Raw genomic sequence first — 13349 nt, 5'->3', positions numbered from 1 at the left:
GTAGTAGAGTAATTAATCTACAACTACAACCTATCAGCTTGATGGATAAGAGGAAGTAAAATGATTAGATTTTGGTCAATTTTTCTGCTCAAGATCACTCTATTACATAAAATATCAATATTTAATTTTGTCTAATTTAGCAACAGCGAATTTAACACCCACCTATTGACACATTTGTAAAATCATTAACTAAAAAGAGCGCATAAGCACTCTTTTATGTTTAGTTTTAGTAGCTTGCAAATAGCTCTATTTCACTGTCTGCATGAGAAGTAGCGAGCGTGAAGTGAATATAGCCCGTTTTATCGACATTGAACTCTAGATACTGGTATTTACCTTGCGAAGTTGTGGACAAATCATATTGACTTTCAGATGCCCAAGCCTCAAGCCCAACGTACATATCCACTTTTCCTTGATCTTGCTGTTTAGGTGTCAACCAAACACGAACAGTACCTGGCTGCTCAACGTATAAGCCAATATAACGGCGCTCATTAACCGTTAGTGATTTCGCCTTGTTGTTTTCAATCAATAGTGGCGACAGATCATCTTTAGGTTTGTGAGTTTGAATTTGCTTTTTGGCAAACGTAACGACTTCAACATTTTGAAATGCTTCGCGCGCCGCCAAACTAAAGTAGTACCGCCCAGGGGCAATCAATCCATTTGATTGGGCTGCAAATTCAATCGTTTCTTCACTTCCACGCTGAAACTCAGACATTTGGTAGTCATAATAGTGAGCAACTTTTTCGTAGCTAGCATAAAGATCGGCATCTCCATCACCTGTGATCGACACGCTAAACTCAGACACACCATTGGGAACATCGACATAGAATAAGCGCTCTTGGTAATCCTCTGCACTAAAACTATGCAATCGGTTTAAGCCAATGCTTTCAAACGTTTGAGACTGAGGTGTTTCGACTGGGCCTGAGTCTCCTTCACTGCCGTCTCCGGTGTGAGATTCCACCGACACACTGTCCAACCAAGTCGCAAACTCAGTGCTTAGTTCTGATCCCAACAACTTTACTTCTCGACTCCAAGCTGAGTAATCGCCAGATCGAGCGTACTGAAGAATACGATCAACCTCACTTGGGTGTTGCTCTAACAAAAATCGAACGGCTAGATAACCCCAGCGGTAGACTCGGTTTAGATCGTGATCGTACGTGGTGGCGAATATTTCGGCTAAGGAGTAGTGTTCATCACCAGTAAGATCCACCGCAGCCTGATAGCCCTTTTTGTAATGCATGTACTCAGCAAAACCTTCTAGCCACCAAACGATGTTTCCTTCACTTAATGTCTTACTAAATCCACCATATAAGTTAAATCGACCGTCAAGATAGTGAATGTATTCATGCTCTAAGTTCAGGATTGAGAGTTCTTCTGATGCGTATCGATAAGCTAAAAATCGCGCTACGTTGTTCTCGTCCGATGGATTGCCTTCTAAATACTGACCGCCATTGTCGGTACTGTTGCCAAATAGGAAGTTCGAGTAAGTGGTATACGAATCATTGTCTTGCCAAACAACAACCTCAACCTTGCTGTTGTGATCGTCTTTAACGGGATCTTGCCCTGTATTGGCAACTCGATGAAAATCAGCCTCAGTCGAACTCAATATTTCACATGCTTGCTGCGATTGCTGCTGAGTAAGATTCTGAGAGCGAATGATGGCCGGACCACTACACTCATAGCGATTCACTAGCAAGCGTCGCTCTAATTGCTGCTTTTTCCCCTCAATATTGAGCTCTTTCGCCTTTTCAGGTGCGTAGAACAGCAGCATTTCAGCGGATGCCAGCCAAAGTTTTTCACCTTCAGTCCCTACTTTATGCTGAGCCATAATGTTTTCTAAGAACGGCATCACTTGCTGGTTAAGCGCATCGTTTCTGCCAGCCAGCAGGCGGCCTGTTTCACGAACAGCGTTGTAAATAAGAAACTCAGAGTCCGTCCCTAACGCCCATAAGTTGCTATCGACAAATTGTTTTAATCTTTGCAAGTACTGGGGATGGAGTACCAACTCGTCATAGAAAGCATCTCGAACAATATGACCATTCATGGCTCGGAAGAGATTGTTTAAGCCATCAACATATTGAAGGTTCTTACTGTTTTCACGGTCAAACGACTCAAGTAAAGTCAGCATGGAATCCATCGTCAATTGCAGTTGTTTGACACTATCAACCAATAGAGTCATAGAGGACATAGCCTGAACTTGCTCGCGTCCTAAATCTATCGCGTACTTTGAACGAATAAAACGATCTGAGATTTGTGCAATCGTACGGCTAAATTCATCAGAAAAGTAACCATATTGCTCCTGCGTACCATAGCGAGCGAAATACGCCGCTTTGATAAACTCACTTAAATTGGCGATACGAATAGCCTGCGCATCTTCGCCTCTATACTGATTCACTTCAGCACTTAACGTACGAACAACTTGGTTTAATGAAGCTTCACTATAAAGTGAAACAGCGGCTTCAGTCGGCGCATTAAACCAGGACTGATAACAAGACGATTGTGCAGAAGCGATACTCTCAACCAATAAGTTGCCTTGAGAGAGATCGTTAAATTCGCATTGTGGAGAGGCTTGAGCATAACCACTCAAACCCGCTAGTAAACATGCTCCCGCTAACTTGCCGAGAGCCCATTGACGTTGTTTCATTCGCAACACCCTGTTTTTATTAATAATTGGCCTGCGCGTTATAACAAACATCAATATAATGACTAAAAACATATCAGGAGCCTTTTAGACTCCCATTCAAAAATTTCGCTCTCCAGATAAATAGCAATCGTTTTCATTAAACACTTATTTAACAATTACTTAGATTTAAAAAACTCAATACGGAACTGGCGAATTTGCTCGTTGTAATAGGCTATCCAATCTAAATCAGTCATCGCACCGTAAGTGGAAGTTCGCTGTTGACTCAGTGAGGACTTCAATGCAGAAAGCTGGCTTTGGTAGTCGAGCACTTCTTGCTGCTGAACCTGCACCTGCTGCTGGCGAGCCAAGATATCTCCGGCCTGCTCATGAGTAAGATACGTGACAGAAAGCTGACCAATGACCAACTCTCTTTGCTGCTGGCTGTAACTAGCGGGAATGAGAGAAACCGCCGTTTCAAATGTTTCAACGCCACCGTCTAACCCCACCGAAGACGCATCTTTTTGCCAACGCTGCGCTAGCGATTGAAACTCAGCTAGGTAATCATTTGGGGAGCTATCAGCGAGTGATTGGGACTCTAGAACAAAATCATAAGCAGCAAACTGGTCAGCGAGTAGCGTTTCAGCTTTCTGACCCCAGACAGCGTTAGCTTGACGTTGAAACTCAGCCACCTTTTCTGCCAATGTAGCCAATTGGTTTAACTCCAGAGAACCCAAGCTATCCTGCCACTGCTGCTTTAATTGTAGGTAGTTTGCCAATAAGAAATAGCCAGAGTCTGCCATCAACGGCTTCAGCTCTGCCAACTGTTCTTCACAATTTATTACCAATTGGCAATTGAGCCAGAATGCTTCGAGTTCTTGGTTTAGCGCCATTCCTTCAAGAGTAGAAAAACGTTCTAGCCACTCATTAGCATTGGGCTTACTTGGTTGAGTCGGTGACGCCTCAGCTTCTGCTGTGTCTGCAGGAGCTTGAGAATCACCGTCAATAGACGTTACGGTCGCCTCAACTGCTGAATTAATGGGGTTACCACTATGGCTCATCAATATCGGCGACTGGTCCTCAATGACGAACCAACCAATAATGCTCGCCGAAGCGACGAGCATGATAAGTGACAACAAACGCAGCATTATTTAACGACCGCAGTAACAGGGAAGTGATCCGACAGATTATAGTGTTTCCATAATCGCTCGTCAGTGGAGCGAGGAACATCCACACGGTTATCGTTATGTGATTTCACCTGATACTCGTTACTCACCATAACGTAATCTAGATACTCAACATTTTCTCCACCTGACATGGCTTCTCCAGCAAAATCGTTGATACGAGGATCAAAAGTTGATGCCGTGTAACCTGAGTAAGTTGGCTCAATAGCGCTCAAGTTTGCAATCATCTGTTGATAATCACCCGGGAACTTCAGCTTGTTTACGTTGAAGTCACCGCTATACACGACAGTCTCTGTCTTTGGAATGTTAAGTGAAGTCGCTAGCTGGCGAATCTGCTTAAACTGACGCTGACGGTAGTCCCTAGCAGTATCGGTATCAAAGGAAGCGGTATGCGTGGCAAACACATGGTAAGCCTTACCACCTTTGATCACTTCTGCGTAGTTTACGCCTTTATCCGCAAAGCAATCCGTACCGGTACAATCAGGGAAAACATATTGCGCCTGATTAACAATAGGATAGCGACTCACAATCATTACGCCACCATCGTAAATATTGATACCTTCTTTGTCGAGCATCTTGGTCTGGTACGGGTATTCTTTAGCAAGCTCTCTTAAAAAAGCTTCGCGCCCACTGGCAAACACTTCTTGTAAAGCCAAAACGTCATATCCTTTCACATAGTCAGGAATAAGGTCATAGCGATCACCGATGTGAGAGGCGATAACTGGCAGGGCCCAAATGTTGTAGGTCATCATTTTAAGTGTGTTTTCATCGTTCTCTACTTGCTCTTCCACCTTTTGCGGGGTGATGGTGTAGTAAAGATCATCATAACGAGCTGTTTTGGCTGATTTAAAAGCAAGCTCTGCGCTTCGCTGACCAAATGACAGACTATTGTAGCGGTGAATATTGCGATCATCTTTCAAGCTCAGTGCAACGTCAGACGCAGAGACACCATACTCAATCGTTGAGTTGTACCAATGCCCTTTCATCACTTGGTTTAACGTCACGCTTTCACCCACTGGGTTAGAAACGACCGTATTAAATCGGTAGGTTTTACCGGATTTGACACCTTCCCAACGGTTAAAGCTCATCACCTGCTTGGTCTCCCAAGGGCCTATAGTCTCAACATGCTGTTGCCACTCTTCACCATGTTTGAGTTGGTCAGTTCCATCATGGCTAACCTGAATAGTCAAAGATTGAGGAGAATTGTTGGTTAGGTAAACATCTGTGTCAGCGAAAGCCGAGCTTGCCATCAGTGCGACTAAGGCGACGGAACACTGCTTTAAATTCATTACGTTATCCTTGTTTTGTTTTGAAGGCTTGAATCTAGAGCATATGCTTTACATAAATGTTATGAATATGTGACATTAAAAATAGTAGGGGTTGTCGATACAAAATCGTGAATTACACGCCATTTCCGTGTAACAAGTGGAAATTTCATAACTACAAATCTGACAACAGATCAAAGTTTAATAATCAATTGTAGGTCTTAGGACAACAAAGTTACTGATGAAAAATAGCCTCCTCATTTGAGAAAGCTATTAATTCATTCTATTGGTTTGCTGTTTGGAATAGCGCTATTTTTGTTTCCACTTAGCATTGTCAGGAATAGATTTGGCAGGAACTCTCACTTGTATCAGTGATGGGCCGTTTGAATTTTCCAACGCTCCTAGGATAGCAGACTCAAGCTCCGCGTATGTTTCGACTTGCCAACCCCTACACCCGAACACCTCCGCTAGCTTGCTGTAATCCCACCGATGCAATATACATGAATCGTAGAAGTCTCTATCTCCCGAGAAGACCTCAGCATCGTACAGCCACTGTTCTACGCCATACACGCCATTATCCATGACAAAGATGATCGGATTAAGACTAAATCGGCTTTGAGTTGAAAGGCACTGCGGCGTCATTTGAAAACCACCATCTCCAGTAAAGACAATGACTCTTTGCTGGTCTTCTTTTGCCAAGCTCAACCCCGTCGCGGCTGGTCCTATATAGCCAATTGATGAATACGTCGGTTGCGCAATGAAACCACGTGGTGCGCCCACTTCAAGTAGCATGCTACCGAAAAAGTTGAGACTGGCATCGCTGCCGACAATGGTATTGTTATTGATGTACTGTTTGGCTTTAATGAACTCATAGAAGCCTTGGTAAGAAATGGCGCCTACAAACTGATTTTCCTCAACAATAGCAGGTTTCGGAATGCCACCAGTAAATGAGCAACTAGTTTTATTCTCAAGTAAACCATCAATAAAGAAGCCCAACGGGACTTGCGGCATAAAGTAAGTCGCATACTTAACCGTATCATAGGAGATCAACGCAGTTTTTTCGTAATCAACGCTTTCACCTAGCGAGTTGATATCTGACAACCATACCCCAAGTGCTAAAACAAAGTCCGATTGCTCGACCAGATCTTGCGTAACTTGTGATGACGCTTTGCCATCAAATACACCAACAAATAATGGGTCTTCTTCAGAAACGACTGCTTTACTCACCAGCTCTGTCACATACGGGAGGTTAAGTTGCTTTATCAACTGACTTGCCTGCTGATGGAGTCCCATGCGATCAATTTCAGCTCCTAACCAGACAATTGGCTTGGCGGCGCTTACTAACTGCTGCTGAATTTTAGCAACCGAATTGTCTACATTCGCTTGCAATGCGACAGGTTTATTTGGCATTAGCTTGCCAACGGGTGGGGTACACGGTAACTGAACCATGTCTTCTAGCAGTTCAATATAAGCGGGGCGTTTCTCAGAAATACATTGTGTGAGCGCGTAGTCAATCAGCCCTGGCGCTGAACTAGGATTATCAATCTTAACCGCTGCAGCAGTTATGTTTTGATAAATATTTAAATCCGTTTCACCATTAATCATATGGTGAAAAACAAATCCTGTTTGCTGCGCAGTAAGTCGTTTTTCAATACTTGGTGAGCCGTTAATCACCACAACAGGTACCCGTTCAGCATAGGAAGCCGCAACCGCATTCACTGCGCTTAATGTTCCCGCCGAATAGGTGAAGCACATGGCTCCTATTCCTTTGAGACGCGCGTAGCCATCTGCTGCGTATCCTGCATTGAGTTCATTAACCTCTTCTATCAACTCAATATTACCTGGTTCAATATAATTATTGATCCACTCGATCGTATAATCACCGGCGATGGAGAACAAATGCCCCAAACCCAGTTCTTCTAGTCTGTCTGCCAAATACTGACCGACGGTATAATTCGTTTCCATACTATTTCACCTATTGCTGACGTCTGTTGCTTCGCTTTTACTTTTAATACTCACGCGCACCATCGAATAATCTCGGAATATAGATATCAAAGATGGCAGGGCACTCTCGTTCGGGGAATCTTGAAAGCATAAAGGTTTTAAATGCTTCATCTTTCAGGCCGTTATCAATGGCCTGTTTGGCAGCAAGCAAGTACTTAGCATTCTCTGTCACTTCTTTCTTATCCGCTGGAAATCCGTGCCCAGGGAGAAATACTTCGTAATCCGAGATCAACATTTGCTGCAAAATCTCTAACCAATGATCTATGTATTGAGTGAGATATAGATGCGTACCGCTGTACAACAAATCTTGAACAATATAGACACCATACTGTGGCAATTTAATCGTCAGCGCATAATCGATTTCTGTGTCAACCACACGTTCAATGACGTATTCAACACCATCGACGACCTGCAAACCTGGATAGACAGCATTTTGGGGTATCACCACTTTTTCTGGTGCTAAATCTGCACCTAACTTAGAGATATGGTCTTCGCGCGAGGCTTCACCATGTTCTTTTAAGAACTCGATAGTTTCGGGAAGAGCATATATTTCAACATCATCAAATGCATCCCCTAGCCCAAACCAATGGTCTGGATGGCGGTGCGACAAATAAACACGCCCGATAGGCTTACCTAGACTATCGGCATATTCACGGAACATTTTTGCATAAGGTCGCAGAAATTGTCCGTCAATCACCACCAGCATATTGGTGCTTTCAATGATGTGGGTAGCATTAGCAATATTGTTGCCTTCGTAAGAAGAGATAAAAGTATGCACTTTTACCTCTCCCGTATTTTTCACCATTATTTTTATCGGACTGGTAATCGGGGTACTCATAATATTGACTCACATTAATTCGCTTAAGGAAAAGTTCTGAATTCATCTATCGATCATTTACCCACCCAATTTACAAGGTGGGTAAATGAATCTAGGCCAGATTAAAGCTCGTCGCGTATGTCCAGAGTGATAGCAACGGACACATAACTCCAAGTTAAGTCACACGCACTAGTCATGTAGCCGTCATAACGACTGAACTGCTCTGAAAGCGAGTCGTTCTCACCTGCATGAATTTGAACTCGTCTTAGATAGGCGTCACCCAATGCTTTAAGGCCACTGACAATGGTCTTAAACGCTTTAGTTTTCGCTCCATATTCATCACCTGTTTTTAGGATCAAGTTAGGGTCAACATACGATACCGCCAGTTGCAGTTGCTCAAGGTTGTATTGAGATATCGAAATGCACTTTTGTTTTGAAAATAGTGCAGCAGCTTTATAACTGGTACCAGCAAGAGCGGCGGTACACAGGAACCAAGGGTTTGCTTCTCCCAAAGGACCACTACCTGTATATTTATCTTCAGGGTAGCGACCTATTCCAGGTGCGACAGGGTCACCATTGGCGGTTTTTCCAATCGCATTAATCGGATAAAGAGGTTCAAACGCTTGATGCAGCGCGAAGGCAGTTGCCAGAACTTTATCATTGTCAGGATCTAAAAATGGATGACTGGCTGATTGAGACTGGAAAGAGCCGAGGATGACTGCCACATCAAGGTTAGATATTTTGCCATCTAATCCGCCGACTCGATTGAGCGTAGCTTGGTAATAACCCTTTTCTTCACTCCAGAACTCCTCCATTGCTTGCTCAATAAGCTCGGCTTGCTGGTTGTAGAAGTCAGCCGCACCAGGATCACTTAATAGATTGGCGTGATCCGCTCCTTCTCTTAAAGCAGTACGCTGCAACATTCGTGTATAAAAATGGCTTCCTTCCACCTCTTCCCATAAGTCAAAGCAAGCGTCTCGCCAGTGGTTAGCGACAAAGTCGAGATCACACTTGATGAGACTAAATGATGGCTCTTGGCCATCATATAGCACATTTGATACGTAACCCTTCTCGTTGTTTTCTAAGAGTATGCTTGCCCAACGGGTCAAGGTTAAAGCGCGTTGTGCAGGCCCATCATTTTGCGGTCGGCCCCATGGACCAGTGAATGCTTGCCCAGTGACATAAAACTTGGGCTCTCCTGGACTATTGCTCGGTGTTGGGGTCGTTTGGTTGATCTTAGAAAACTCGACATAATCAACCATCATTTGATAGTAACGATCTTTTAACTGGTTTTTATCACTCCCATTGAGTTTGACTATTTCAGCCATGGTTCGCGCCGAATCTCGAATCCAGTGGTAGTAATAATCAGGGTTAGTGCGCGAAGGAGACGCTAATACCGAGCCACGCTCTCCGTCTTCTGGAGAGATATTAGCCATCATGTTTTTCAGAATGTTCGACCTAGCCGTCACAATCCATTCTTCCAAAGGTTTGACTGGCTCTGGAGCCGTTAAGCCGCTATCTAACTTAGCTAAGTTGTTGCTGTAAACTGACATAAAAATTCCACGAATAATGTTTAGATTAGTTGTTTGGATATGCCTATATTTGGACTACTAGAACTTACGATATTAGCGAAAGTTAAGCCCACACTAGCAAACCCTCAATTAAGCACCTAGATGCATACCGAAGTATATGCGCAAATTATTTTTCTGCTCATTCAAAAAATAACTATTTTTTATCTACATGATTTTATTGGTATAATTTTTTTAATATTATTGCATCAAAACAAATTATGCATATAGTTGCTTATTTTAGCCTTGGCCCAATGATTTAGCTGCTACACTGATTTTTGCCACACACACTGATGGCAAGTTGGCTAAATAAAATTCGAGGTTTTGTATGCATGACCCAACAACGAAAGTCCAAGCAATAACACCAGAGCAAGCCGTAATAAAGTCCACAGAAGGACGTTATGATGCGGTGATAGTCGGATCAGGTATCAGCGGTGCCATCGCGGCAAAAGAACTCACTAGAAAAGGCTTATCGGTACTGATGCTCGAAGCCGGACCCGCTAAGGATTTCACCTATCATGGCTTCCAACAGTACTTAAGCAACTACTACTCTAACGCTTCCAAAGACAACAACGCCCCTTATCCAGACAATCCGAATGCCCGTATGCCTCGCTCGACAGACGTCAGCAAACTCAAGCCCGGCGTACCCGACGAAAAAGGCTATATGGTTCAAAACGGACCGTTGGCACTCGATAGCACTTATACGCGCGTTGCCGGTGGCACAACAATGCATTGGGAAGCCAAAATTTTGCGCATGTTACCGGAAGATTTCTCGCTCAAAAGTACCTATGGTGTCGGCTTAGACTGGCCCATCAGTTATGACGATCTGATGCCTTATTACCGTATCGCCGAGCGAGAAATCGGGGTATCGGCGAATGTTGAGGAGCAAAGCTTCTATGGCATTAAGTATGAGCCTGGCTATGTCTATCCGATGCATGGATTACCTCCCTCTTACCTCGATCAGGTCGTCGCGAAAGGGATCGATGGTAGCGAATTTGATCTGTATGGTGAGACCCATCGCGTCCAAGTTAGACCTTTTCCACAGGGGCGTAATGGGATACCTAACAAAAACTACAACAATGACGCTGGCTTCAAACCCAAAGGGTCAGTCAGTGGTTATCAAGTTGAGCAAGGAGGACGTTGCCAGGGCAATAATAACTGTGTGCCGATTTGTCCGGTGCAAGCTAAGTATGATGCGCGCAAAACACTGCTCGACGCTGCCCAAACAGGTCGACTAGACTTCTTACCTCAAGCGGTCGCAAGTAAAGTAGTGGTCGGCAACAACGACGCAATCAGTCACATCGAATTCAAACATTATCTATCAACAAAAAATCCAGAACATACGGTAGCGAGAGTTAGCGGCAAACTCTTTATTCTAGCGACTAATGCGATCGAAAATGCGCGTTTAATGCTCGCCTCTGGTTTGCCAAGTTCTAGTAACTTGATCGGAAAAAACCTGATGGATCATACTTACTTGCTGACATGGGGTTTGTTACCGGAAGCAGCCGGCACAATGCGCGGAACCAAATGTACGTCTGGAGTCGCTGATTTTCGTCACGGTAACGCTCGCCACAAACAAGCGCCATTTGGCATTGATATTCACAACGATGGCTGGGGTTGGGCAACTGGCGCTCCATTCACTGATATCGAACAATTGGTTGACGACCAAAACAAGTTTGGCCATGACCTACGCGAAAGTGTTGTAAAACGTATTTCTAACCAGCTCCTGTTTGCCTATATGGTTGAGCAAGTTGCCGATGAGAGTAACCGTGTAACCGTTGATCCTGCTTATAAAGATGCAATAGGCAACATGAGACCTATCGTTAACTACAACTTGTCTGATTACTCCAAAGCTGGCATTGCTTACGCTAGGCAGACCTCAAAGGTATTCTTTCAACGTTTGGGAGCCGAAGACTACTCTAGCTACTCTCCATTGGACTACGGCTACTTCAACTATCAAGGTGAAGACTACTACTTCAGAGGAGGCAACCACTTCTCTGGCACACATATAATGGGCACAGATTCGACAAATTCTGTCGTTGATGCAAACCAAAAGTCATGGGATCACAACAACCTCTATCTTATAGGTTCAGGCAGTATGCCTAGTATTGGCACCTCCAATACTACGCTAACGCTCGCCGCCCTTTGCTACAAAACCACCGAGCATATCATCGGCCAACTGAGCCAATACAACATTGACATTGTCTCGGATTCAGAATTCCAACTGACTAAGGATGGTTGTTATGAATAAGCGCATTATCAATACCATAGACGATCTTCACGCGATGCTAGAAGCTGCCATTCAACTTGAGCACGCAACCATACCGCCGTATTTAACCGCTCTGTATAGCATTTACCCAAATACGAACATCGAAGCAACTGCGACAATTCGCGCTGTACTGGTTGAAGAGATGCTGCATATGACTCTGGCTGCGAATGTGCTCAATGCGGTTGGGAAAAGGCCCAATTTAACCGAACAAGGCTTTGTACCTGACTTTCCCACTTATCTGCCAGATGGAGAAGATGACTTTCAAGTGTCTATCGCTAAGTTCTCACCTGAAACGCTAGAAACATTTCTTAATATAGAGCGCCCTTCAAAACGCCCGGCGGATATAGCCGACACTTCCCATCTCAAGGGTTGCTACCAATGCGAGAACATCAGCAAGTTCAATTTAAAAGCCATTACTCCCCCCGAAGTACCTAGCTATCGCTTCTACAGTATTGGCGATTTCTACGATGCTATTTTGGAAGGCATCGACTTCCTTGAAGCCCAAGCCCAGCAAACAAACAGCACCATATTTACTGGTGACCCAGCTGTGCAAGTTTCCAATCAGTATTACTACTCTGGTGGCGGTGAAGTCATAGAAGTCGTTGACCTGGCATCTGCGCATCAAGCTCTCGAATTGATAAAAGAGCAGGGAGAAGGTCACGGCGGATCTATTTTTGACTCAGAGGGGGAAATCTCCCACTACTACCGCTTTGAGCAGCTAAAGCTAGGGCAGTATTATCAACCGGGAGACCAACCCGGAAAACCAACGGGAGAGGCATTTAACGTCGACTATGACAAGGTATACCCGGTTAAAAGCAACCCCAAAATGACCGATTTCCCTCAAACATCTGAACTTCATCAGGCCGCTCAACAATTTAACCAAAACTACCAAGAGTTTTTAGTCTTAGTAACCAGAGCGTTCAACTCTGAACAATCACTTCTACTAGGCGCGGTTTGCGACATGTTCAGGCTCAAAGAACACGCCACCCAATTGATTCGAAACCCAATCCCAGGACACACGCACTTTAACGGCGCACCAACGTTTGAAATGAGCCTTACTCCTGCGGAAAACATCAGTATGAAAACCAATGTTAAAGAGGCCGTCTCATGAGCTTAACTACCAAGCAAATTATTCTGTTTACTGAGTTATCAGGGGCGTTAACTGATTTTAATGCCTTTACACTCAATGGCACTGGGCAGGTAGAAGATTATCTTCACACTTTGCAAACTATTGCTGGCTCTGACATCACTAAACACCTGCTAGAGACGTTTAAAAAAATACACCAATCAACCAATACAGAAGCCGACTTCAACGACGCGGTAAGAAAGAACATCCTTGGCGATCCTAAGCTTGGTCCCGTCGCGCGTAACATTATCAAACTTTGGTATACAGGTACTTGGTATCAGTTGCCGAATACATGGCGAGAAGCTTATGGAAAAAGCGAGCAAGACCGGACTTTTTTTGTCAGCCCCTCTTCATACATGGAAGGTTTACTATGGCTCGCCATAGGTGCCAATCCATCCGGAGCCAAAGGGCCGGGATATGGCTCTTGGCAAAGTCCACCCAATATTAATTTCGATAACAGATGGGCTTACAAGCCAAGCTTTAACTTCGAGTAACGCAT

9 protein-coding genes are annotated in these 13349 nt (G+C 44.2%); 3 read left to right on the top strand and 6 right to left on the bottom strand.

Annotated features, from left to right (window positions below; translation table 11 throughout):
- Positions 1-226: 226 nt before the first annotated feature.
- From ZX61_RS11205 to ZX61_RS11180, 6 genes are all read right to left on the bottom strand, one after another.
- Positions 227-2641, bottom strand: a complete 2415-nt coding sequence (locus tag ZX61_RS11205) for a M9 family metallopeptidase (protein ID WP_082173463.1) — start codon at positions 2639-2641, stop codon at positions 227-229.
- A 155-nt stretch (positions 2642-2796) separates the two neighbouring features.
- Entirely contained in the window at positions 2797-3765 is a 969-nt protein-coding gene (locus ZX61_RS11200) for a hypothetical protein (RefSeq protein WP_049844710.1), read from the bottom strand.
- A complete protein-coding gene (locus ZX61_RS11195) occupies positions 3765-5090 on the bottom strand; it encodes a sphingomyelin phosphodiesterase (protein WP_049844709.1) in 1326 nt (441 codons plus the stop codon). Before ZX61_RS11195 ends, ZX61_RS11200 begins: the two co-directional genes overlap by 1 nt.
- Before the next feature lie 285 nt (positions 5091-5375).
- Positions 5376-7031, bottom strand: coding sequence for an alpha-keto acid decarboxylase family protein (locus ZX61_RS11190; protein WP_049844708.1), 1656 nt, complete (start codon positions 7029-7031; stop codon positions 5376-5378).
- 43 nt (positions 7032-7074) lie between these two features.
- The gene (locus ZX61_RS11185; protein ID WP_049844707.1) at positions 7075-7908 is read right to left on the bottom strand and encodes a hypothetical protein; all 834 of its coding nucleotides are present in this window, start codon (positions 7906-7908) and stop codon (positions 7075-7077) included.
- A gap of 101 nt (positions 7909-8009) precedes the next feature.
- Positions 8010-9440, bottom strand: a complete 1431-nt coding sequence (locus ZX61_RS11180) for a glycoside hydrolase family 15 protein (RefSeq protein ID WP_049844706.1) — start codon at positions 9438-9440, stop codon at positions 8010-8012.
- Between the two features lie 343 nt (positions 9441-9783).
- On the opposite strand from ZX61_RS11180, the gene ZX61_RS11175 reads away from it, so the two are divergent.
- The 3 genes from ZX61_RS11175 to ZX61_RS11165 are packed head-to-tail and all read left to right on the top strand — an operon-like array spanning position 9784 to position 13344.
- Positions 9784-11706, top strand: a complete 1923-nt coding sequence (locus ZX61_RS11175) for a GMC family oxidoreductase (RefSeq protein ID WP_082173461.1) — start codon at positions 9784-9786, stop codon at positions 11704-11706.
- Positions 11699-12835: a ferritin-like domain-containing protein gene (locus ZX61_RS11170; protein WP_049844705.1), complete on the top strand. Its 1137-nt coding sequence runs from the start codon at positions 11699-11701 to the stop codon at positions 12833-12835. The genes ZX61_RS11175 and ZX61_RS11170 overlap by 8 nt, the downstream gene beginning before the upstream one ends.
- Entirely contained in the window at positions 12832-13344 is a 513-nt protein-coding gene (locus ZX61_RS11165; RefSeq protein ID WP_049844704.1) for a hypothetical protein, read from the top strand. The genes ZX61_RS11170 and ZX61_RS11165 overlap by 4 nt, the downstream gene beginning before the upstream one ends.
- The last annotated feature ends 5 nt before the right edge of the window (positions 13345-13349 follow it).

Source organism: Vibrio sp. VPAP30 (assembly GCF_001188205.1).
Classification (GTDB): Bacteria; Pseudomonadota; Gammaproteobacteria; order Enterobacterales; family Vibrionaceae; genus Vibrio; species Vibrio bivalvicida.
This window is presented reverse-complemented; position numbering and strand designations above follow the sequence as displayed.